The 24,077-nt window shown below is 50.3% G+C and carries 21 protein-coding genes; 2 read left to right on the top strand and 19 right to left on the bottom strand.

What is annotated here, in order from left to right:
- Window positions 1-56 precede the first annotated feature (56 nt).
- Window positions 57-194 carry a hypothetical protein gene (locus K9N57_02930; protein MCF7803121.1) on the bottom strand — a complete coding sequence of 46 codons (138 nt, stop codon included), beginning with the start codon at window positions 192-194 and terminating at the stop codon, window positions 57-59.
- A 406-nt stretch (window positions 195-600) separates the two neighbouring features.
- Between K9N57_02930 and K9N57_02935 the strand changes: the two genes are divergently transcribed.
- Window positions 601-753, top strand: coding sequence for a hypothetical protein (locus tag K9N57_02935; GenBank protein MCF7803122.1), 153 nt, complete (start codon window positions 601-603; stop codon window positions 751-753).
- 273 nt (window positions 754-1,026) lie between these two features.
- On the opposite strand, the gene K9N57_02940 is transcribed toward K9N57_02935, so the two are convergent.
- From K9N57_02940 to K9N57_02960, 5 genes are all read right to left on the bottom strand, one after another.
- The gene (locus tag K9N57_02940; protein ID MCF7803123.1) at window positions 1,027-4,248 is read right to left on the bottom strand and encodes an N-6 DNA methylase; all 3,222 of its coding nucleotides are present in this window, start codon (window positions 4,246-4,248) and stop codon (window positions 1,027-1,029) included.
- Window positions 4,249-4,463: 215 nt separating this feature from the next.
- A complete protein-coding gene (locus K9N57_02945) occupies window positions 4,464-5,432 on the bottom strand; it encodes an aldo/keto reductase (GenBank protein MCF7803124.1) in 969 nt (322 codons plus the stop codon).
- A 487-nt stretch (window positions 5,433-5,919) separates the two neighbouring features.
- Window positions 5,920-6,456, bottom strand: coding sequence for an archaemetzincin family Zn-dependent metalloprotease (locus K9N57_02950; protein ID MCF7803125.1), 537 nt, complete (start codon window positions 6,454-6,456; stop codon window positions 5,920-5,922).
- Between the two features lie 2 nt (window positions 6,457-6,458).
- Window positions 6,459-7,799, bottom strand: a complete 1,341-nt coding sequence (locus tag K9N57_02955; GenBank protein MCF7803126.1) for a sigma-54 dependent transcriptional regulator — start codon at window positions 7,797-7,799, stop codon at window positions 6,459-6,461.
- Complete coding sequence (locus K9N57_02960; GenBank protein MCF7803127.1) at window positions 7,789-9,465, bottom strand: HAMP domain-containing protein; 1,677 nt, start codon at window positions 9,463-9,465, stop codon at window positions 7,789-7,791. The genes K9N57_02955 and K9N57_02960 overlap by 11 nt, the downstream gene beginning before the upstream one ends.
- A 369-nt stretch (window positions 9,466-9,834) precedes the next feature.
- On the opposite strand from K9N57_02960, the gene K9N57_02965 reads away from it, so the two are divergent.
- The gene (locus K9N57_02965; GenBank protein MCF7803128.1) at window positions 9,835-11,421 is read left to right on the top strand and encodes a glycoside hydrolase family 28 protein; all 1,587 of its coding nucleotides are present in this window, start codon (window positions 9,835-9,837) and stop codon (window positions 11,419-11,421) included.
- Between the two features lie 1,263 nt (window positions 11,422-12,684).
- On the opposite strand, the gene hisI is transcribed toward K9N57_02965, so the two are convergent.
- The 13 genes from hisI to K9N57_03030 all read right to left on the bottom strand — a co-directional run bounded on the left by hisI (window position 12,685) and on the right by K9N57_03030 (window position 24,053).
- Window positions 12,685-13,008, bottom strand: a complete 324-nt coding sequence (gene hisI / locus K9N57_02970) for a phosphoribosyl-AMP cyclohydrolase (GenBank protein ID MCF7803129.1) — start codon at window positions 13,006-13,008, stop codon at window positions 12,685-12,687.
- Window positions 12,995-13,771 (bottom strand): imidazole glycerol phosphate synthase subunit HisF, encoded by a 777-nt coding sequence (gene hisF, locus K9N57_02975; protein MCF7803130.1) that lies wholly within the window; start codon window positions 13,769-13,771, stop codon window positions 12,995-12,997. The genes hisI and hisF overlap by 14 nt, the downstream gene beginning before the upstream one ends.
- Window positions 13,771-14,508, bottom strand: a complete 738-nt coding sequence (gene hisA / locus K9N57_02980) for a 1-(5-phosphoribosyl)-5-[(5-phosphoribosylamino)methylideneamino]imidazole-4-carboxamide isomerase (GenBank protein ID MCF7803131.1) — start codon at window positions 14,506-14,508, stop codon at window positions 13,771-13,773. The genes hisF and hisA overlap by 1 nt, the downstream gene beginning before the upstream one ends.
- Window positions 14,509-14,518: 10 nt before the next feature.
- A complete protein-coding gene (gene hisH, locus K9N57_02985) occupies window positions 14,519-15,130 on the bottom strand; it encodes an imidazole glycerol phosphate synthase subunit HisH (protein ID MCF7803132.1) in 612 nt (203 codons plus the stop codon).
- Window position 15,131: 1 nt separating this feature from the next.
- On the bottom strand, window positions 15,132-15,713 hold the full coding sequence (gene hisB, locus K9N57_02990; protein ID MCF7803133.1) for an imidazoleglycerol-phosphate dehydratase HisB: 582 nt from the start codon (window positions 15,711-15,713) through the stop codon (window positions 15,132-15,134).
- A 215-nt stretch (window positions 15,714-15,928) separates the two neighbouring features.
- Window positions 15,929-16,843: an HAD hydrolase-like protein gene (locus tag K9N57_02995; GenBank protein ID MCF7803134.1), complete on the bottom strand. Its 915-nt coding sequence runs from the start codon at window positions 16,841-16,843 to the stop codon at window positions 15,929-15,931.
- Window positions 16,844-16,847: 4 nt separating this feature from the next.
- Window positions 16,848-17,915 (bottom strand): histidinol-phosphate transaminase, encoded by a 1,068-nt coding sequence (gene hisC / locus K9N57_03000; protein MCF7803135.1) that lies wholly within the window; start codon window positions 17,913-17,915, stop codon window positions 16,848-16,850.
- A complete protein-coding gene (gene hisD / locus K9N57_03005) occupies window positions 17,908-19,209 on the bottom strand; it encodes a histidinol dehydrogenase (protein ID MCF7803136.1) in 1,302 nt (433 codons plus the stop codon). Before hisD ends, hisC begins: the two co-directional genes overlap by 8 nt.
- Window positions 19,210-19,218: 9 nt before the next feature.
- Complete coding sequence (gene hisG / locus K9N57_03010; protein MCF7803137.1) at window positions 19,219-20,103, bottom strand: ATP phosphoribosyltransferase; 885 nt, start codon at window positions 20,101-20,103, stop codon at window positions 19,219-19,221.
- Window positions 20,104-20,555: 452 nt separating this feature from the next.
- Entirely contained in the window at window positions 20,556-21,368 is an 813-nt protein-coding gene (locus tag K9N57_03015; protein MCF7803138.1) for a hypothetical protein, read from the bottom strand.
- Window positions 21,369-21,396: 28 nt separating this feature from the next.
- The gene (hybB, locus tag K9N57_03020; GenBank protein MCF7803139.1) at window positions 21,397-22,602 is read right to left on the bottom strand and encodes a Ni/Fe-hydrogenase cytochrome b subunit; all 1,206 of its coding nucleotides are present in this window, start codon (window positions 22,600-22,602) and stop codon (window positions 21,397-21,399) included.
- Entirely contained in the window at window positions 22,602-23,360 is a 759-nt protein-coding gene (locus K9N57_03025; GenBank protein MCF7803140.1) for a 4Fe-4S dicluster domain-containing protein, read from the bottom strand. Before K9N57_03025 ends, hybB begins: the two co-directional genes overlap by 1 nt.
- A 33-nt stretch (window positions 23,361-23,393) precedes the next feature.
- Entirely contained in the window at window positions 23,394-24,053 is a 660-nt protein-coding gene (locus K9N57_03030) for a hypothetical protein (GenBank protein ID MCF7803141.1), read from the bottom strand.
- Window positions 24,054-24,077 lie beyond the last annotated feature (24 nt).

The following is a 24,077-nucleotide window of genomic DNA, read 5'->3' on the forward strand; positions in this document are numbered from 1 at the left end:
AACGGAATGGCATAACCGGATTTTTGGTACTTTTTTTAAAAAAGTACAATGAAGCATCACCCAGGATTCCGCTGCTGCGCTGCATCCCGGGCTAGTCGATATAACGTCCATCCCTTGGACACCAGGGATTTGATATCGAGTCCCGGTGTACTAGCACTCAGAATGACTACATTGTTTTGTGACCCTTTCCTCATAGAGCTCCCTATGGGACAGGGGTTACCTTTGCTAACGGCGACGGGAGGATAGGCATCGCCTTGCAATGAGATTGCAAGGCTCTATCGGGGGATAAACTTGAAATGATTGACCTGTAAAAGGCAAATTAATCCTGTCATCCCGAGCAAGCAAAGCGAGTCGAGGGATCTCGCCTTTTTCTTTTCTGCTGAGCAGCACCCGCACGAGATTTCTCAATGCGGCTCTAAAGAGCCTTACTCGAAATGACTCAGCTATTCTAAAAGTAAAAAAAGTACTGTCATCCTGAGCGAAGCGTCAGCGGAGTCGTCCCGGAAGGGATCCCTACGAGGAAGGATCTCCAAAGAAAGGCTCATGAGAGTGAAGTGAGGAGATTCTTCCCCGACATACCGGGACAGGCGTTCACTCAGAATGGCAGCATTTGATCCTGTCGGTGATCCCCACCCGCCGTTGATCCCTGGCAGGGTCGACGGCGGTATGTTTATAAACCGTCACCGGCGCTGGGAGCGTCCGGCGGCGGAGGTAGAAGTGGATGACGGGATTATCGGCACCGCCTCGCAATAAGATTGCGAGGCTCTTATTACTAGTCTGTTCTTCAGCCTCGAAGAGTGATTTGTCCAACGCCCGATGAGCAGAGGATAGTGAGAACCAGCTGTCTGACCGGAGGGAGTTCTGGTTCTCACCCGGAGCGAATCGCTGGCGTTTTCAAATCAGTCTTCGCTGCTGGATTTTTTCGCACTTTTTTTAAAAAAAGTGCAAAGAAAGAGGAATGTTTGTGTTCAAGGTCTGAAAAACCGCCAATGACCTCTGGAGAGGGTCAATGGCGGGTAGTTTGTTTCACTCAAATTCTATTTGATCAATCTCCCCCATCAACCGATCCGTCTCCATCAGGGCGACGATGATCTTCTGGTAGTGGGCGATGTCCTCGAAATCCAATGTGCGGTCGCGGCGATCTTTGAGCCACTTCTGCGCGGGCTGGTAGCCGCCGATGTAGAACTCCCAGGCTTTTTCCGGGACGTTACCGAAGTACTGCTTATCATTGATCCAGACCTTGCCGACCTTGTCGTCCTTGTTTTCCTTTACGAAGCCGGGATTGGTCTTGGTCAGGCGGTGGGTAACGGTGTTGTCACCGTCCACGGGATAGGTGGTGATGAACTCGTCCACCACGGGATGCACCAGCAGGTGAATCCGCCGGAGTTCGCCGCCAAGGTCGCCTAATTGCCAGAATTTTTCCGGATCGTCGGGATACGGCACCCGCGGAAAGTCGATCTTCAGGAATTCCTTGTACTTGTCGCGGTAGGACGGCGAATGCAATACTGCGTAAATATAATCCAGGAGGTCGATGGGCGCGAAGTTGCCGTCGGTGTCCTCTTTTTCAGCAGTGAACTTCAGTCCCAGTTTCCCGGCGATCTCCTTCACTATCTCCGGATCGAGGTTGGGCTTGCGCTCCGCGTTGCCGTCGATGGTTTGTTGGTCGGAGTCGGGGTAGAGGTAGAGGGGAAATACATAGTTGTTATCGAGAGTAGAAATTACACTCTTACTCACAATATTCTTCGCGAGCCAATAAGTTTGACTGTAATCTCTATTCATTTTACATGAACAAAAAGCAATATTATCCCCTCTGAGTAAATGGTACATGACTTTTCTCTGAGGACTTGCATAAAAACCACGAGAATTGCCAGTATAGTATGTAAATCTTTCATCAAACGGACGGTACGATACTCTTTTAATTAGTCGTTTATCAAAATTTTCAACAATATCGTCTTTGGCCGTTTTTACAGTCCAATCTCTAGAATCTTTACCGAGATTATATTTATCCCTTAAACTAACCTCTTTAAGTTCTTTAAAATCATTTACCCTCTTCCAGATTATATTTTTATTTGTAGATACAGTAACGTGATCTCTTGCTGAGGCAAATCCCATTGTATTCAATTCAAACAGATTATCGACTTTAAATCCCTTATTATATAATTCTCTTTTTGCATAATCTTTGGGCACGAAAAAATAGTTAGGTGGTGAACAATTAATCTTTTCCCAATCTATCGATGAAAAATTAGTTTCCTGTAAAGTAGAGTACTTTTGATTTCTACTGCCCCAAAGAGAATCATAATAAACTTTACCCAAATCGTCAGAGTTTTTACTACGGTTTTTAATAAAAATATTTATTGATACACCCTGTTGGATGTCAAAAACATTTTGGTCTTCTTTTATTTCTTCAGGAATTAACTCTGACTTTTTTGTGCTTCCTTGTAAATCCAGAATAAATATTTGGTCAAACGTATTTAACAGATTCCATCTCATGCCTCGAAACGTTGGATTGTCTAAAAAACTATGATTGTTAATATATGCTAAAATTCCCTCACCATTTTTCTTAACAAAATGCTGCCCGTATCGGATAAATTTTACATAGTCATCATGCAGCCAGTGTTTTCTCTCGCCAAAATGTTCACCATCCACATATTTGTAATCTTCAATCAGGCCGGTAATCCAATCCCCCATATTTGATGAAATCCCACTATACGGCGGATTCCCCATCACCACCATCACCGGGGTGTCGCGCTTCACGTGGTTGGCTTCGTTGGCCTCGTGGCTCAGCCAGCCGGCGAACAGCGTGCCGGTATCCGGGTGGTGCTCCTCCAGCGAGTTGGTCAGGTACACCCGGAACCGCTTGTCGGACGCCCGCTCCACGCCGGTCTCCCGCAGCAGCATGTCCAGTTTCAGGTGCGCCATGGCGTAACTCGCCATCAGAATCTCGAACCCGTTCAGCCGGGGAATCAGGTGGTCTTCCACGTAGCCCCGCCAGATGCCCTCCTGTCCCTGGAATTTCCCATAGATGTGCTTAATCACCTCCGCCAGGAACGTCCCCGTGCCCGCCGCGGGATCCAGGATCTGCACCTTGTGGACGTTCTGCTCGGTCTGCTTGTATCCGGTGGCGGATCGCTTGTCCGGCACGTCGGTGTTGACCTTCACCGTGGTTTTGGACGTGTCCGCCAGGCCATCTTTGAGACAAAACTCGTCTTGCAGGATGTCGTCCACCGCCCGCACGATGAAGTTGACCACCGGCTCCGGCGTGTACCAGACGCCGCGCTTCTTCCGCAGGTCGGGGTCGAATTCCGCGAGAAAGGTCTCGTAAAAGTGGATGATGGGATCGTGCTGTCCCGTGGATTTGCCAAAGTCCTGCAGCAGCTCGGACACATCTGTAGCGCGAAAAATGTCCGCCAGCGCGTCCACCACCCAGGCGATGCGGTCGTCCAGGTCGTACCCGGCAATGTACTGGAAGAGCTTCCGCAGGAACGGATTGGTCTTCGGTATGAGTTCGGCGGCTTCCTGCCGGGAGAACGAGTCCAGCGTCGGGTCGTGCAGCCGCGCCGCAAACATCCCGTACGCGATGGTCTGCGCATAGATGTCCGCAAACTTTTTGGCGTCGATGTCGTGCATCAGCACGTTCCGGAACGCCGCCAGCTGCTCCCGGAGTGTGGTATTCGCCGGCTCATTCACCCGATCCGCTTCTTCTGACTCATCCATATTCAGTGCATTCTCGATGATCGTGGAGAGCAGGCGCGCCTTCCCAGCCATCATTTTGGAGAGTTTCGCCGCCGATCGGATTGTTTGTCCCCCGAATGTGGCAAAGTCGATAATGAGATCTTTGAACTTGTCGAACTTCTCCGGGATCGGTTCGATTTTCCCATCGATGATCTCAGCGATGCGCACCGAGGTCATGAATTCGCCGTTGGCGTAGAAGCGGAAGTCCAGGTAATCGGTAAAGATAAACGGATCGTGGGTGGATTTGTACCGGTTGAACTGCTCCTTGTTGGCTTTTTTCCCCGCCAAGTCCGGATCGCCGATGTCCTTGGCTTCGATAAATCCGATGGGAATGCCATCTTTGGTAAGGATGTAGTCCGGCGCGCCGCACGCCACCCGGGCCGGCTCGTTGGTCACCAGCACGTCCTCCAGCATGGACTCCAGCAGCGCCTGCAAATCCCCGCGGTAGCTGTGCTCACGGGAGATACCGGTCCGATACCGCTTATTCAGTTCGTCGATGTAGTGGGTGATGGTCATACTGAGAGTAAAGATAACGGTGTTAGCCAGTATTCCCAAGTACGACTGGACATTATGATGGTCAGGGGTGCGATTCACATGGTGTTTCACAGAAAAAAAGCCCGACCAGCGTAAATACTGATCGGGCTAATTGTGGTTAGTGCCTGCTATCCGTTGCGAAAACCGGAAGGTGGCGCCCTCTATTTGCCGCACCGTTCCTCTTTTGCTCTACACTATTACGCGCCGTACTCGTGATCCGGATCAGGTGTATAGGATTTATACCACTCGTATTCACCGTTCACAGCATAGTTGATGGTGCGCTTCAACAGTGATGTAATTTCTTCTTCGCTCATCGGCTCGAAATTGCGTGTGATTTCGATATTTTCCTTCAGTTCTTCCAGAGATTGCATTCCGGAGCAGACCGTGGAGACCGGTTGAGTCATGGCGAAGCGGAGCCCTTCTTCCGGTGTCAGGATATTCTCACGATACAGGGCGCCGCCGGCCAAGGATTTCATCCCGATGACGCCGATATTTTTTTCGATGGCCGTGGGCAGGACATTCTGGGTAAAACTCAGATAATGGTTATCCAGCGGATTAATCGGCATCTGGACGGTTTCCCAGTCGAAGCCCCTGTGGATCATATCCAGGTGGAGCGCCGGCCGGAAATGCCCGGTAAACCCGATATGCCTGATCTTGCCCTCCTCCTTTGCCTTCTGCGCAAAATCCAACACACCGGAATCGTAAATGGAATCGATCTCCCACTGCTCATCAATCTCATGGAATTGCCACACGTCGATATAATCGGTCTGGAGGCGACGGAGACTCTCCTCCAGGTGTTGACGGGCGTTCTCCGGGTTCCGGCCGTGGTGTTTGGTCATCAGGATAACTTTCTCCCGGTATCCATCCTGCAGGGCTTTTCCCATGCGCTCTTCACTTTGTCCGTCGTGGTAATGCCAGGCGTTGTCGAAGAAATTAATCCCTTCATCGATAGCAGTCCGCATCATTTCTATGGATTCTTTATCCGTGAGTCGATCAATACCGATAGAGTATCCTCCGACCGTCAGCAGGGAGACCTCCAGCCCGGTCTTTCCCAATTTCCGATAAGGCATACCGTTTCGCGATTCTGCCAATATTGGCATTCCTGCCACAGCCCATGCAGCGCTTGCTGCCGTTAACTTGATAAATTCTCGCCGGGAAAGTGCCATAATTATTCTCCGGATTCATTTTTATATCGACAGAAAATCGTTCATAAAAATGTAAAGTGTTTTACTGAAAGTTTACACATTTTTTCGAAACCCGATAGTATTTCCGGGAATTCAGCCATAAAAAAGGTAAAAAAATCAAGTCATCCCGAGCGACTCCGATTTATCGGAGGAGTCGAAGGATCTCGCATTTTTTCTGCTGAGTAGCAACCTCACGAGATTTCTCCACTCGCCTTTACAAACAAACCGGCTCGGTCGAAATGACAGGAATGCTCCCCGCCGTTAACCCCTGTCAGGGCCGACGGCGGTGTGGTGATTCAGACCGTCACCGACGCTGGGAGCGATCGGTGACGGGATTCTGGTACCGCCTTGCAATGAGATTGCAAGGCTTATTCGGCGACGGTACTGGACTAAGGTGCAAGACTTTGGATGCCAAGAAATTGCAGATTCGAACTATAACACGGTAGCACTTAACACTGTAAGACTGTATTCATTCACAGTTCACTCCAAGTTTCGTCTGGCACGTTTCACACAGCTGCGCTTCCTTGATATCGATATCCTCCACGTAGGTTGAGGAGTTCATTACACAGCGGTAATCCGGGCAGTGGATAAGTCCGAAGGCGTGACCAAGTTCGTGAAGTGCTTCTTTGACGGTGCGTTCTAAGAAGAGTTCTTTATCTTTCGGGAGGCCGTAGAACTCATTTCGTAATCGATAGGTTGAGATCACGGCGCCGTTCCCATCCAACTGGGATTCACCAAAAACAAAGGTTAATACGGGGATATACAAATCGACGGAAGTAATACCGATGATTTTGGCATCGTCATCGGGCAGGTGCTTCAACAGTTGGGCTAATATCAGTGTTGAGTGATATTGGCTCCGCTCAGGTGCATAGAACATTTCCAGGTCGAATTCCACGTCCAGCCTGTCCATGGAATACGGCAGACAGTTCCGGAGCCGGTTCGGAAGTCTCTCCGCCCACTCCGGCTGGTAGCCGTTGATATATGCCAGGTAAATCTTCGCACTCAAATTTACCGCTGAATCCCATACTTTTTCATCTTGTTATAAAGGGTCACCCGGTCGATACCGAGCAATTTCGCCGACTGCGTCACGTTGCCGTCCATCTGGTCCAGCACCTTCTGGATATGTACTTTTTCCATGGCTTCCAGGGACATACTGTCAGGTTCATCCCCATTCTCTTTGAGCTGAACCGGCAGGTCATCCTCTTCAATAGTTTCGCCCTGTCCAACCACCATTGCACGCTCGATGGCGTTTTCGAGTTCCCGGACGTTGCCGGGCCAGGTATGCTTTACCAGAATATCTCTGGCTTCTGCGGTGAGCTCCCGTTCCGGCTTGGCCATAGAACGGGCATATTTTTTTATAAAATGCTCGGCCAGCGGAATGATGTCCGACCGTCGTTCCCGCAGCGGCGGGACAAAAATACTGAATACGTTGATGCGATAGTAGAGATCTTTCCGGAATTCGCCTTCTTCTACAGCTTCCTCCAGATCCTTATTCGTGGCGCAGATAAGCCGGAAATCCGACGTGATTTCCTCATTGCCGCCGAGCCGCGTAAAGGTCCTGTCTTCCAGGACACGCAGTAAGTCCACCTGCATCTTTGCCGTGATGTCACCGACCTCATCCAGGAAGAGCGTGCCGCCGTCGGCCAGTTCCAGTTTGCCCTTCCGGCGATACTGGGCACCGGTGAAGGCACCCTTCTCGTGGCCGAACAGTTCACTTTCCAGCAACGTCTCAGGGATGGACCCGCAGTTCACCGCCACAATGGGAAAATAGCGCCGGTTGCTTTGTGTGTGGATCGCCCGGGCAATGAGTTCCTTTCCGGTGCCGCTTTCACCGCGAACCAACACCGTGGAGTCAGTCTCTGCCACCTGCTCTATCATGTTGAAAACGCGCTGCATCTCTACGCTTTCACCGATGATTTTCTCGCCCATGCCGAGCTCGGAAATCTGCTCCTTGAGCCGGACATTTTCTTCGGAGAGCTGCTTTTGCTTTAGCGCGTTCCGGATCATATGGGATAAATCGTCCGGATCGATAGGTTTGGTCACGTAGTCGAAGGCGCCATGTTTCAAGGCTTCCACCGCTGTATCCACAGATGCATACGCGGTAATAATGATGACCAGCGCATCGTCGTGGATTTCCTTTATCTTCTTCTGGAGCGTGATACCGTCCATTCCCGGCATTTTGATATCCACGAGGTAAATATCAAAGAGATGTTCCTTGATATGCTCCAGCGCCTCGTTCCCGTCTTCCGCAGTCTCTACGGCGAATCCATCCTCCAGAAACCAGTGTTCCAACGATTTGCGTACTGACAGTTCATCGTCAACAATCAGGATAGTGTGCTTATCGTCCATTTTCATAACCTTCGGCTACAGTGGGATTATTTTTCGAGTCAGTTTTTTTCTTGTCACGGTCGCGAGGGAGTTCAATAAAGAAGGTCGTGCCTTTCCCGGGCTCGGACTCCACGTCAATATGGCCGTCATGACGCTGGATAATTCCATAGACCACGGCCAGTCCGAGCCCAACGCCCTTGGTTTCGTTTTTGGTGCTAAAGAACGGATCGAATACGTTATCCCGCACTTCCTCGGTCATGCCGACCCCGGTATCTGCCACGGTTATCTTCACGTATTGTTGTTCGTCCCTCTCTAATTGCTGCGTTCCGACCGTCAGTTTCCCGCCCTCGGACATGGCCTCCACCGCGTTGACCATGAGCGCGACCAGCGCCTGCACCATCTGTTCCTGATCGCAGACCACTGAATCATCCTCAAGTCGAAATTGCCGTTCCAACTGAATCTTGCCGAGCTCCAGGTGGTGCCGGACCAGCTTCAGGGCTCGTTCAATAACCTGATGTAACCGGACTTCCTGGAAATTGGCGCTGGATTCCCTGGCAAAAATGAGCAGATCCTTCACGATATTCCCGCATCGCATGGATTCCGACCGGATCAGGTCGAGTTCCTCCAACACATCCTCCCGCTCTTTGGTATCATCCATCAAGCGGTTGACCTTCTTCATCAGCACCTTGGCATACGTTCCAATACCAGAGAGCGGATTGTTGAGCTCGTGCGCTACGGTGGCGGCCATCTTTCCCAGCGAGGCCATCTTTTCCACCTGCACCATACCACGGTGCATTTCCTCAAGTTCTTCCGTCTTTTCCTGCACTCGTTCTTCAAGCGTTTGCGACCATTCACGGAGTTCCTGATCTGCCTGCTTCAGGTTAGTGGACATCCGGTTGAAAGAGTGCGCGAGTTTCCCGAGCTCATCGGTTCTGTCTAACGCAATCTTATGGTCAAGATTTCCTTCCGCGAGCTCCTCAGTGCCGATCCGAAGTTTCTTGGTGGGAACATAAATTGAAAAGTAGATAATGATGGCGATGATAAAGATCGCTAATATTCCGATACCCGCAGCGAGTGTTACCGTCCTGTTTCTCGCCGTCTGCACGCCGGCGTCAAGCTCCTTCAGAGACATCTGTACGTCCAGGACCCCCAGAATGGTTTTATCCGGGGAGTGGGCATGACATGCCGCGTTTGAACACTCCGGATCGTTTTCGATCGGATTAATCAGACCCAGTACGCGGTAATCTTCCTCTTTGCTATAAATTCTGGCTTTTTCCTGAATAGGGAGCTTTTGAAGCGGCTGATCCTTGGCATGGCAAGCATAACAGGCCTCCGCCTGCATATCGACAATCTTCCCGATCTCCTGCTCCCGGCTGGAGAAGGAAATTTCCCCGCTCTTGTTGTAAATGCGCACCACTTCTACACCCGGTTCGGTACCGATCATCTGAATATTTTCGTGCGTGCGCTCCCGCTCGTTCAATAGCATATTCGTATAGAGGCTTTTTTTAACGATGTCACTGGTCCGGGTAGCGCTCATTTTGACCTGTTGTTCGAGAATCCGGGTTTGACTTTTGGTCGTGAAATACCCGTGCACGGTGAATCCGGTTATTACGGTGACTAGCAGAATAATAAACAGCTTAAAACTGAGTGATGAAAAAAGTGTTGAAAACTTTGACAATCCGGCCATTATGTGGCTCTCAATTTCAAAAAAGCGTTAGAAACCGTCCTGTTTTCTCAACATTGGTAATATTATATATAGCGAACATTGTTTATTATTTCAGCACTTAGGGATTTCCGGAATGTATTATCATTCACAACACTCTCTCTGACAGTTAACAATGCAATATTTGTGCCTATGATAACCACCGGATACTGAATTGACGCTTAAAATCCCCGTGCTCCCAAAGACATCTTCGATGACACTCAGACTTTCCTTAAAAGCAATATGGATTATCGAATGATAAAAACCTTTTTGGAAATTACTTTATACTATTGTTGGAATTTGCTCCGACAGGGTACCGTTTTTAGCCAAGGTAAAAATAGAGGGAGAGAAAACATGCCGACCAACCACCGACTTATGCGCAATCATTCGCTTGTGAGTGTAATGCTCGCACTGTTCCTTATGGCCTTTACAATTCCGAGTATCTCCGCACAGATGCAGGATGTACCGCAGGAAATTGCCCCAATCGATGCGCCATTTGATATGCCCGAGCTCCAGCGTCCCACATTTCCTGACCAGACGTTCAACATACGGGATTACGGCGCCGAGGAAAAAGGGAGCGGTGATGATGTTATGATAACGGAAGCCGTTCACCGGGCAATCGAGGACGCTCACAATCAAGGGGGCGGAACCGTGGTAATACCCGAGGGCGAATGGCTTACCGGCCCCATTCACATTAAGAGCAATATCAATCTGCACATTGCCAAAGGTGCTACGGTTTTCTTTAGTACAGATAAACAGGATTACCTACCGGTCGTCCGTTACCGCCACGAGGGTGTAGAGACGTACAACTACTCACCTCTGATTTATGCCTACAAGGTGAAAAATGTTGCCATAACCGGTAAAGGAACCCTGGATGCCCAGGGGGATCACTGGTGGGAATGGGGCGAATCACAGCCTCGTGCCATTGCCACAAAGAAACCGTTATCCCGTCGCGATTTCGGAAAAGGTTCCGGCATGGAGGGAATGCGGCCCAACTTTATGGTCTTCTGGAAATCCAAAGACATCCTGGTGGAAGGCATTACGCTGAAGGACTCCCCCATGTGGAATGTCCACCTGATTTACAGTAAACGCATTATTGTCCGGGATGTTACGGTTAACAGTCTGCGTGCTCCCAATGGAGACGGTGTGGTGCTGGATTCGTCCGAGGATATTCTCGTTGAATACAACCACTTCCAGACCGGAGACGATGCGGTGGTCATAAAATCCGGTTTTAACGAGGAAGGCCTGGAAATTGATATTCCTACCAAAGATGTCGTAGTACGGAACTTTGAGGCCAAGAACGTCCGGACTGGCAGCGGCGGGATCGTGTTCGGAAGCGAGACATCCGGTGGTATTAATAACATCTATGTTTATAATGCGTATTTCGAAGGCACCGACCGGGGGATACGCTTCAAGACCGAACGCGGTCGCGGGAATGTCATAGAAAACATCTATGTTCGTGATGTCCGGATGAAAGACCTCGATAATCAGGCCATTAATTTCAATACGTATTATACTGGCCCGGGGGCAACCGGCCCGTCGCCGCTGATCCGGAACATCGATATCCGTAATATCGAAATCGACGGAGTGCCGGAAGCCATTACGCTCACCGGACTGCCTGAAAAGTGGCTCGAGAATATTCTGCTGAAAGATATTACAGTGAAAAACGCAGAGAGAGGTGCCCGAATCACCCGCGTTAAAAACCTGAAACTGGAGAATGTGCAGATTCAGTCCAAAGAACGCGCCATGGTGGCCAATGATGTCTATCAGTTCGAGTTTGAGAACGTAACACTCGAAGACAATGCCGAGGACGCACCACTGCTATTGAAAGGACAACACTCAGGCGCCATCTTGTTGGGTGATTATCCCACTGACCAGGTTGAATTCGGTGAAGACGCATCGGAGGATATACTTGGTACGCGTGAAGAACAAGTGTGGTAATTTAAGACAACAGACCAATACAAAATTGAGCGTTTTTCCCGCCCTGGATCGCTGTCAGCGTCCAGGGCGGTTTTTACTGTTATTGGACCCATTCAAACTAAGTGTTTCCAGAGATGAGTACACCGTAAGATACTCCTTCCCGAGGATCAAAATCCGGTAATCAAACTCCGGAATTTCGATAACGAGATCCTTCCCCGAAGGGATCCCGTTGGGGCGGCTGCGGTTCGATTGCATCGAATCCTCGCTCAGGATGACTGAGTTGGTTTATGACTCTAAAGTGTCAAAGGAGAGTCATTCCGACTAAAGCGAAGCGGAATGGAGGAATCTCGTGAAATTATCTCCGAAGATAGCCCTAACGAGATCCTTCGACTCCCTACACAACAGGTCGCTCAGGATGACTCGTGTCCTTTACCGTATACGAAAATGTAAGGTAAGAGTCATTCCGACAGGAACGAAGTGGAGCCAAGGAATACTGTTATTTCCGCCATTGATTATGGTAGAGCGTAATCCTTCGAAGGGAGAATTGACCATTAGCTTTGGAATCATATTCCAAAGCACTATTCCAGAAGATTCCAAACAATTTTCCTAAAGCCCTTACGCCTTGGGTGTTTTTTGGAAACTCAGTGTCTGAGCACCGTAGTAAAAATTAAAAAATCTTAAGATCCGAAACGGAGTATTTTATAAAAGACCGTACCTCGATCTATGTGTGCGAGTTCTGAGTTTCTCCCATGGGGATCCCGTTGGGGCTTGATTTTTTCTGCCCGTTTTTCCCCGGAAGGGATCCCCCTGGGATATCAAGAAAAAACGGGTAATAAATATCGAAAGTATTAGTTTACCCCCAGAAGGCACTAACATTAATAATGCAGCTTTCGTCAACGACTTTCAGGTATTTTTCTCCAACAGAAATCCCTTTGGTTGGATGGATCGTCCAGATCATTAAGTAACCTCAAAGAGGGATGACTTATACTTTTCATTTACTGAATTTTTTACCCTTTCAGGGGTCAAAAAGGTCCTGAAAGGGTCTGAATAAATCACGGCATTATATTGTAGTGAGAAACACATAGGGAACACCCATCGTCGGCTCTCCCGCCAGGGCGGGATCGCTCAGGATGACTACCATATTACCCAGGTTAAATAGATAAGACATTGCGTCTGGATAATAACGGAGGCGGGAAATCCCGTCGGACTGTTTGCCTCGCAATGAGATTGCGAGGCTCCTGAACTGGACCGTCGGCGACGCTTATAGCGCTCACCGACGGTTGTTTATTCAAGAATCGGATTAAAAAAGCAGCTCCGCTCGTTGGTATGACACGCGGGGCCCACCTGATCGACCTTGACCACCAGGCAATCATTATCGCAATCCGCGTAAATTTCCTTCACATGCTGGATGTGCCCGCTGGTTTCGCCTTTTCGCCAGAGTTCCTGCCTGGACCGGGACCAGAAGCAGGTGCGGCCCTCGTCCAGAGTAATCTGCAGGCTTTCTTTGTTCATATATGCTACCATGAGCACTTCGTTGTCCTCGATATCCTGCACCACGGCGGGAATCAGTCCCCGGTCGTCGTATTTCAGGTTGTCAAGATTTTCCATTGCTGAACTCCCTAATCGGTATGTCATTGTTAATTAAATATTGTTTCAAATCTTCAATCCGGATCATGTCGTAGTGAAACACTGAAGCTGCGAGGACCGCATCCGCTTTTCCCCGAGTAATCGCTTCCAGAAAATGGACCTTTTCTCCACCGCCCCCGGATGCTATCACCGGAATTGGCACTTCCTCGCTGATTTTCCGGGTAATTTCCACGTCAAATCCGTCCCGGGTTCCGTCGCTGTCCATGCTGGTGAGCAGAATTTCTCCTGCGCCCAAATCCACAACCCGTTTCGCCCATTCAATGGCGTTGAGTTCGGTCTCTTTTTTTCCACCATAGATGTACACCCGCCAGTCATCCGGCCCGGCGCGCTTCACGTCCAACGCCACCACGATACACTGGGAGCCGAACTTGTCAGCGCCTTCCCGGATTAACTCCGGCGTTTTCACCGCTGCCGTATTAATGGCCACCTTATCCGCGCCGTGCTGGAGGACTTCGTTCATATCCTCCACCGATTTGATACCGCCACCGATGGTAAACGGGATAAAGATCTCCTTTGCAACTCGGCTAGCTAAATCCGCTACCAGTTTCCGCTTCTCCTCCGAAGCGGTGATATCCAGGAAGACCAGTTCGTCGGCGCCTTCCACGTTGTACCGCTTGCCCAGTTCCACTGGATCACCGGCGTCCCGGAGCTGCTTAAAATTCGTTCCTTTGACGACCCGGCCATCCTTGATGTCCAGGCACGGGATAATACGTTTGGTCAGCATCAGCGGGCTGCTCCGGCCAGCGCCTTTACGGTTTCGGCCACGTCGATTTTCCCCTCGTAGATTGCACGGCCAATAATCACACTGTCGATACCATCCTCCTCATACTCCAACAGGCTCAGGACATCATCCAAGTTCCGAATGCCACCGGAGGCTGTAACCTTCGCCGGGACTTCTCTGGCAAATCTGGACAGTTCCTTTAGGCTTGGCCCCGTCATCATCCCATCGGTTTCGATGGCTGTGTAGATAAACCGTTCCACGCCGGCGTCTGTAAGCTTCTGTGCAAACTCCACCGCCGACCGCTCAGAGATGGACTGCCACCCGTGAGTGGCAGCATTCCCGCCCTTGGTGTCGATGCCGACAATGATATGGGCGGCCCCGAACGCCTCAACGGCTTTCTTCACGACAACCGGCTTCTCCACGGCAATCGTACCGAGGATCACCTGGTTGATACCCGCATCAAGCCAGAATTCGATAGTCTCGAATGAACGAATGCCGCCTCCGAGTTCAATTTTCACCGGCAATTCCTCCGCCAATTCCTGGATGATGGAGACATTCTGGGATTTGTTTTCGATGGCGCCGTCCAGATCCACGATATGGATCTTGGTGGCGCCGGCCTCCACGAACTGGCGCCCGACTTTTAACGGCGATTCGTCAAATATCGTCTGTTCGTTGGGATCACCCTGGCGCAATCGTACACATTTGCCGCCACGGATGTCTATCGCTGGGATAAGTTGCATTGTGACTCCTTCATTCTTGGTTCGCAAAATTTTGTAACATAGTTAACCCGACGTCCTGGCTCTTCTCCGGATGATACTGCATGCCCCAGACCCGATCATTGCGTACAGCAGCAGCAAATGGGTTTCCGTAGTCGCTGAGGGCAATGGTGTATTCCGGAGAGGCCGGAATGCAATAATATGAGTGGACAAAATACACATATGCCGGCTCCGGAGTGCCCGCCAGGAGCGGATCGGCGTCCTGGGCCGGCTTCAGGATATTCCAGCCCATGTGGGGGACCTTTTCCACGCCGTTAAACTTTTGCACGTCGCCGGGGATGAGATCCAGGCCATTGTGTTTTCCCTGTTCATAACTCGTGGTGAATAGCAACTGCATTCCCAGGCAGATGCCCAGGAGAATCGTACCCTGCTCCACCTGTTCCATGATAGCATCGGCGATACCGGAATCCCTGAGCCGATCCATTGCCGGGCCGAATGCGCCGACTCCCGGCAAGACCAGCTTTTCAGCGTTCCGGATTTCCACCGCATCAGATGTAATCTCTACCGGGACGTCCAGGTACTTAAACGCATTCCGGAGGCTGGCCAGATTGCCAGCGCCGTAATCGATGATAGTAACCTTCTGCATGTCAGAGTGTACCCTTGGTGGACGCCACTTCGTCCGAATCCAGGAGTTGCACCGCTTCCCGGAGCGCTCTGCCGAACGCCTTGAACATTACCTCAATTTGATGGTGTGCGTTTCCGGATTCCAGCATGTCAATGTGCAGCGTCATCCGGGATTCCCGCACCAACGCGCGGAAAAACTCCAACACGTTCTCGGTGGAGAGATCGCCCACCTTTTCTCTGGAGAACTCCACGTTATACTTTAAATACGCACGACCGCTGAGGTCGAGAACGACGCGCGCCAGGACTTCATCCATGGGCAGCAAAAACGAACCGTACCGCACATAATTCTGCTGTTCCCCCAGCAGGTTATCCAGCGCCTGACCAATGACGATTCCCACGTCCTCCACCGTGTGATGATCGTCGACAGACAGATCGCCAGTGGCGTCGATTTCCAGGTCAAAATTCCCGTGGAATCCGAACAACGTCAGCATGTGATCCAGGTACGGAATCCCGGTGCGGATCTCCGTCTTTCCGGAACCGTCCAGGTTTAGCGTTCCCTCGATGGTAGTCTCTCTGGTGCTGCGGGATATAGTAGTTTTTCTCATAATTCGCGCTCCGGTTTATCTCTGGTTAAAATCCTCATTCCGTAAATATTGCGTACTGCGTATTGCGTATGGTATTGTCAAATTGTTCCTGTTGTGGCGGGACCAGTCCTCACAAGCCCGGACGTCCGCGTCCTCATTCGCCAAAGACTCCAGTCTCCGTCTTTTTACGCAATACGTTTTTACGCAATACGTAATACTCCCTTTCCCCCTATTCCTTATCCCCCTATATCCTTCAGTTCGATAAGATAACGAAGCAAATCGTTTACCGAACCCACAAAATTGATATTTTCCGTAAACGGCTCGGTTTTACTCGTCACCTGGATAAAAACGCCCGGAATAGTGGTTTCAGCCTGGTTAAAATTGCGGATCGTCTCCCAGTCATCCCTGGTGTCGCCGATAAAAAGCACGCCGGATGCCTCTGCATTCTTTGCCATCTGAATCAGCGGTTCAGGGTTCGGTTTGGTCGGCGTCTCGCCGTCATCGACTTTGATGTTCTCTTCCGGAAAACCGTTGAATCCGATCTGCTCCAGGGCGATTTCCGTCTCTGTAGGATTGCGCCCGGTGAATATTCCCAGCAAATGGGAGACTTGCCCGAGTAATTCGACATCAACCATCACAGATTCATTTTCGATGGCGCCTGCTTGAATATCATACTCGGGCGAAAACCCATATAATCGCTGGCAGTACTTTTCCCCGGCATAATACTCCATGGCAAGTTGACGAATTTTTGGAGAGTCAAATAAACTGAATATCGCTCCGCGAATTTCCCCGGACAGTCCATTCACCCAGTTACGTATCTCGTGCAATCCACCGCCCTTTCCGGCAACTGCTTCCAGAAATTCGGACAGACTTTGCGGGTCGGGTTCCACCGTCGTATAGATTTTGTAAAGCAACAATCCTTCGGCAAGATTCCAATCATTGTTAAATCCGGGGATTTCTTTAAATTGCGCCGACTCTTCCGTTGACGGGCGCTCCCATCCTGGCAGATTACATTCCTCTCCGAACCGCTCCACTGCTCTGACAATCGCCCGGGGAAACGATTCGGAGGTATCAATAAGCACACCATCAATGTCGAACACAACTAGGTCCACTTCTTCCAGTCGGCTCCGTGTCTTTTCTGTAAGCCCCATTAATTCACCCCAGTATATTTGCAATTGCAGTGAACATGTTGTCGTTTTCTTTTGGCGTTCCGGTGCTAATCCGGAGGTAATTATCCAAACCGGGATAGTGCGAAACATCGCGAATCAGGATTTTCTCGCCGATGAGCTGTTCGTAGAGTTCATCACTCGGTATCTCCGGTTTGATGAGGAAAAAGTTGGCTTCCGACGGATAGACATCCAGTGAATCCAGCTCGCTCAGGCGACCAATCAGGCGCTCCCGTTCCCGGACAATCCGGTTAATGGTCGTTTCCATATCTGTCCGGTGCTGCAACAGTATACCGGCGGCGATTTCGGAGAAACCATTCAGGTTGTACGGCATGAGTACCTTGTAGATCTCATTGACCAGGTCTGGGGCGGCCACCCCATATCCGAAACGTCCCAACGCAAAGGCGAACGCCTTGGAGAAAGTCCGGGTAATAATCAGATTGGAATAGTCGTCCAGCAACGGACAGAAATCCTGACTACAGAAATCGATATACGCCTCATCTATTAACACAAATCCCGGCGCTGTATTCAGAATTTCTCGTAACTCCGTTTCACCAATTGTGCTGCCGGTAGGATTATTTGGCGAACAGAGGACGGTTAACGCGGTGTCGGGCTGTTGGGATTTATCCGTGATTTCATCAGCAGGAAACGCAAAATCTTCCTTGAGCCGGACTGCTTCAACCCTTGCTCCGCTGATCTCTCCGTAATGTCGGTACAGTGAAAACGTCGGTTCCGCGATTACCAGTTGCTTCCCCGGTTGCAGCAAGGCATTCATCACGGCGAGAATTATTTCGTTGGAACCGTTTCCGACCATTACTTGTCCGGCCGGTAATCCCATCGATTGCCCTATCTTTTCCCGCAGTCCGCCGGAACCAAGCCTCGGATAACGGTTCCAGTCTGTGGATTCAATTCCCTGTAAAATCTCGGATTTCACGCTCTCCGGCAAATCGTAGGGGTTTTCATTCTGATTGGCCTTTATATCGTAGTCGATATCCGGAAGCGTATAAATCTTTTTGTTTCGGACGCTCTCTTTCAAATATTCCAGTGGATTACTCATCGTCGACACCCTCTCCGGATGCGAGCCGTAAATCCACTGCTCTGGCGTGGGCTTCCAGTCCTTCGAGCCTTGCAAAGTCAGCGATATCTTTGCCGTTATTTTGTAATGCCTCTTTATCATATCGTACGACCGAGGTTCTCCGGACGAAATCCTGCACCGAGAGCGCCGATGCGAACCGTGCAGAACCGGCCGTCGGCAGAATGTGGTTGGTGCCCGCCCAGTAATCTCCCACCGGCTCAGGCGTCTGTTCGCCCAGGAAGACACAACCGGCATTCCGGATATCCTTCAGCACAAACTCCGGATCCCGCAGCGCTAGTTCCAGGTGCTCCGGGGCGATCTCGTTGACCAGCTCAATACCTTCAGCCAGAGATTCTGTTTTGATTAAGCCGCCGTGGTTTTCCAGAGATGCTGCGGCAATTTTTCCCCTGGGGAGATCGTCCAACTGAGATTCCAGCGCCATTTCGGTTTTGTCCAGGATTTCCTGATCTGTTGAGATCAGGAGCGCGCGAGCCTGTGCATCGTGCTCCGCCTGAGAAAGCAGATCTGCCGCCAGGTATTCCGGTTTAGCGTGGCTATCCGCCAGAATCAGGATTTCGCTGGGACCGGCCAGCGACTCGATACCCACCTGCCCAAAGACCTGACGCTTCGCCTCGTTCACATACTGATTTCCGGGACCGGTAATCTTGTCCACTGGTTCGATGGAATCCGTGCCGTACGCCAGTGCTGCAATCGCCTGGGCCCCGCCCATGGCGTAGATTTCCTCAACCTCCAGGATCCGGGCTGCCGAGAGAACCAGCGGATTAATCCGGCCGTTTTCCCTCGATGGCGGCGTAGCAATGGCGATTTCATCTACTCCGGCCACCTGCGCCGGAATAATATTCATCAACACTGAGGACGGATACGCGGCTGTTCCACCGGGAACATACACGCCGACCCTTTTGAGTGGGGTAATCTGCTGACCGATGTAAGAAGCCTCTTCCCCGGATTTCCAGGACTGCTCAATTTCAAATTCCCGTTCGTGGAACAGCCGGATATTCTCCGCAGCATTAGACATAAGGTCCAACACGTTGTCATCGATATCCGACGCAGCGGACCAATCGTTATCGTCAGCGTGGATAGAGTCACGCTCCACCCCATCGAAGCGGGCCGTAAACTCCCGTAGTGCACTATCGCCATTGTCCCGAACTTCCCGGATAATTTTCATCACCGTCTCGGTTAATTCTGGCGTGAGAACGGCAGTCCGGTTGAATTCCCTCCGAAATTCATCCGCGGATTTGTATCGATTGATGGTCATAACGATCTCCTAATAAATTACCTTGTTCAGCGGGTATTCGATGATATCGCTGGCGCCGTATTCCTTAAGGCTGGGAATGAATTCACGGACAATATCCTCGTTCACGATAATTTCCAGTGCGACCCACCCTTCCTCGGTGAGCGGAGAGACCGTCGGCTGCTTCATCGCCGGGAGCAATTCCCGGACTTTGTCCACTTTGGTCTCCTCAATGTTGAACTTCAGTCCGACCTTTTCTTTGGCATTAATAGCGCCCTGGAGCAGCATGGCGATATTATCGATTTTTTTCTTTTTGTCCGGTTTGGCATAGGCCGCTTTATTTGCGATCAACCGTGTCGTGGATTCTAGTACTGTTTCAACGACGCGCAAATTATTCGCGCGCAGCGAACTGCCCGTTTCGGTGAGTTCCACGATAGCATCTACGAGACTCGGGGCTTTAACTTCCGTGGCACCCCAGGAGAATTCCACTTCCGCATCCACGCCGTTTTTCGCCAGATATTTTTTCGTGAGGTTTACTGCTTCAGTGGCAATTCGCTTTCCCTGCAGGTCCTGAACAGATTGAATATCGCTATCGTTCGGTACCGCGAGCACCCAGCGGACAGCAGAAAAGCTACTTTTGGCATACACCAGCTCACTGACTTCCACAATGTCGGCGTCTCGCTCCTCTATCCAGTCCTTTCCCGTGAGACCGGCATCCAGGACACCGTCTTCCACGTATGTTGCCATCTCCTGGGCCCGCAGTAACATCGCCTCGATAGAGGGATCGTCGCACTTGGGAAAATAGCTTCGACTATTTGAATAAAAGTTAAATCCGGCCAGGCGCATGAGTTGAAACGTGGATTCCTGCAAACTGCCCTTGGGTAGTCCGAGTTTGAGTTGCATTAAAATATCCTCCATTAGTCCAGTGTTATCGTGTTAAAGTCCGTCCTCCAAAGCTTTTGCGAAGGAGGGTATTTCCTACTCTTTCTCTTACTTATGATCCTAATTCTCTTGTACATAAAAATATCTGAGGCAATTCATCAGATTCCGGAAAGGGAGGTGGGCTGAGGGAAAATACAGGGTATAAAAAAACCCCGGATTCTCAGTGACCACTCACCGCAAATCCGGGGTAAAATTGCTTTTCGTGCATCACCTCATCGGCTTTGCAGGCGCTGTGGCACCTCCAACGTATAATGATGAGAGTGATGATGTCGCTTAATATTTGATTCGGTCTTCATAAGAATTAGAGAATACGGATCAATCTTTTTGGAGTCAAGGAAAAATGTTGCTTGGCAGACCGAATACAAATCCCCCCGATAGCACAGGAGCAACCGGGGGGATTGTAGTATCCAGAAGGTACCAATTTAAATTCAGGAGTTGTGGAAAATTTCCTGAATTAACTTTTTGTACGACTCAGCCCCGAGCACAACCTCCAGATCCATTTGCGCCTCGCCGCCATCCGCCATGGTCATTCCAACTTCGCTGACGGCTGATTGAGATAACGCATTTCGCAGGTATCGTTTAATCAGGTTGAGTTTGCGAACATAGCCCTGGAGCATTTGAGTGCCGCTGCAGAGGTCGTTAATATTTTTCACCGGTTGGGCAGGCGTCATCTTAAACAACCATGTATCCGTTTCATATGATCCGGACTGTAACGCTTCCGCAAATGATACATTGGTCGCTATGACTTCGCCCTTCAGCGGCACGTGCAGTGGAATAGTCATCTCCTTTCGTATGAGCAGGGCACACATCTGATTCTGTCGGAGATGCGTTCCCGGTTCAGGTGGAACCACGTCATCCAACGGATACAGTAATTTCACCATATTCATATCCAGTCCGAGGACAAGCACATCCTCGGAATCCGGATAAATCCAGAAATGTGAACCGCTGTAGCACCTATCCAGATACAACCGACTTCCTTCAACAATTTGCGACAGATATTCCTGCAATCGATCCTCAACAAGTCCTCCCATCCGGTGAGCCGGGCGTGACTCCGTTCGGACGGTATCTTCCAGAGAAGCACCTGGCGGATGATCGGTAACTCCTCTGAGTACTTTATCTAATTCACAATGCTCGCAGTCGTACTGCCGGTCGCAAATTTTATGATTCAGCACACCGGCCATCATCCAGATACACGGCAGATTTTGTCTGTTTTCCTGTGAATGTGATTGTTGTTCGTCCACTCCACGGCCCTCTTTTCTCAGGAAAAATTTAACTTGATTCCATCAATGCCTGCTTCGATTTCACCGAAACTTTTACCTTAACCTGCTGTGAAGCAGGAATTGGTTCGGTCGCCTCGAATACCGGAAAATGCTTGGCAATCATCCGAAACGCCGCAAAGCCCAGTGCCACAATCATAAGTGTAATGGAGACTTCCATCCAGCTGGGATAATAGGTGGTGCCGGCAGCACCCTGCATTCCAGTGATTGCGACATTCAGGCGGTTCATCACCACCCCCACGACCACCAAGGTTGCCCCCCAGAACAATGCGGTCTCGTTGCGCCGGATTTTGGGAATGGCCAGTAATATCATGGGAACAATTGCTCCCAGACCGATTTCCAGCCAGAACATCAGGGTTTCAAAGGTAGGCTCAAACAAATAACCGAAGGCATCTCTGCGGGCAAAATCAATAAACTTCAATATCAGGTACATCATAATCAGGAAAACTGCCCCACGCGCCAATTCCATGAGCAACGGTTTTTCCAGGCGCTTGTTAAAGGCCCTGGAACTGAGATAGGATTCGAATATCACCATGGCAAATCCCACCATAACCGCTGAGAAGAAAAAGTTGACAGGTAGCAAGGCGCTATACCACAACGGGTGAAGTTTTTCCGGAACAATCAGGAACAACGACCCCAGTGAAGATTGATGCAACGTCGAGAGGATCACCCCGAGTATTACCAGTACGAAGGTGGCGCTCTTTATGATCTTCAGCGGTTTTTCCAGGCGGAATTTTTCGAACACTACCGGACTAAACTCCAATGCCAGGACCGTCGTATACAGCATGACACACCATCCCACTTCAAACATCACTGAGTGGGGATTCCACATAACCATGACATGCCAGATGTTCCATGGCTTACCAAGGTCAAACAGGATGCCGACAATTACGAGGATATATCCCAGGAATGCCGTTAAAATTGCCGGGCGAATCACGGGCTTGAACTGTTTGATGTTGAAGATATAAACTACTGCGGCCAGCGTAAATCCACCGGAAGCCAGGGCGACACCGGTCATTACGTCAAATCCAATCCAGAGTCCCCATGGGAACTGGTCGGACAGATTTGTGGATGCGCCAAGACCAAAGAAGTACCGGACAAATGTGGAGTACAAACCAACTGCAACGACGACGAAAAACACCGCCTTCCAGAAGGTAATTTTCCCTATATATTTATCTTTCAGTGCACCAAGTTCCATTACTTTAACTCCTTTCCATCAGAATGCATGGGCATGGGGTCATCTTCCAGCTCCATTCGACGATTGATGATCCACCACAGTCCAAACATAAAAATACCGCCGAACGCCACGATATTGGGGATTTCCTTCATCACCTTCCAGGTATACTCCGGAAATGCCTGTTTGTAGTAGCCGCCCATTTCGAAACCGAGTTCCGGGAACGGGATACTGCTGAGATACAGTACAGATGTACCTCCAGCCTCTTTTTCACCATAAACATGCTGGTAGTACATATCCGGACTCTCTTCGAGCCGGCGATGCGCTTCCTTCAGCAGGTCATCGCGTTTGCCAAAGGTCGTTGCACCGGTCGGGCACGCTTCGGCACAAGCCGGCATTTCACCCTCGGCTACCCGGTCATAACACATCACGCACTTGGAGACTACCGGATTGGCGCTGCCCCATTCATACTTTGGTACATTAAACGGGCACGCGACCATACAGTACCGGCAACCCATGCAGGCATCAGGATCGTAAACGACCGGCCCCGCTTCCGTTTTTTGCAGGGCGGCCACAGGGCAGGCAGAAGCACAGGCCGGATCTTCGCAATGCATGCACATTTGACGGTAATAGACATCGTTTTTACTCTTGACGACTGTATAATTTTTCGAAGAAAGCTTGTATTCAGTATTTTCCGGCAGATCATTCTTCTCCCGACATGCATACATGCACCCCTCGCATCCGACGCACTGAGTGGTGTCGAATAGTATTCCGTATGACATTCGTTACCTCCGTCCTTCAGTTATCAGTATTTGCTACCGTAAGAATTGGTCTTTGAACTCATTCCACTGTTGGTCATCCAGTTTGGAGAGAATGCCTACAGGCATGTCGCCACCGTCAGCCATCGTCATACCGACATCGGTGGGTGCCAGTTTATCAAAGACAAACGACTTGACGTCCTGGAACCGTTGGTTCATCCACTGGCCGGCATCTTCCGAGTATTGCCAGTTATTCAGCTCAGCGCTGATGTTCTGCGGTTTAATCCGGTACAGCCAACTCATGTTCAGATTTTCCCAGTCTGTTTCGCCCAACAAAGCCTGATTATACTTCATCACTTCCCCGGCGACCGGCGATGCGATAGTCACCTGGCGACCATCTTTGATCACTCTCAGCAGGGGATCGCCCTTTTCGACATACTCCTTATCCTGGAGCAGCTCGATTTCGTACGGTGGGCCAATTAGCCCAAGGATCAGGGGATGCAGGCCGAGGACCAGTGTTCCGTCCTCCTTGACCCTTGTCCAGGTAAACGTGGGCTGCAAAAAGACGCCGGCCGGGATATCCCGCAGCGTTTTCGACAGTGGGATCAACTCACCGATAGACATCTCTTCAGCCTTCTGAACCCGTTTGGGATGAATAAAGAAATAATCGATGGCTAACAAGGCAATGATGGTTGCCGCCACAAATATTACGACCATGGCTCACTCCTTTGTGATTGATTA

This window comes from Candidatus Neomarinimicrobiota bacterium (assembly GCA_021734025.1).
In the GTDB taxonomy this organism is placed as follows: Bacteria; Fidelibacterota; JAANXI01; order JAANXI01; family JAANXI01; genus JAANXI01.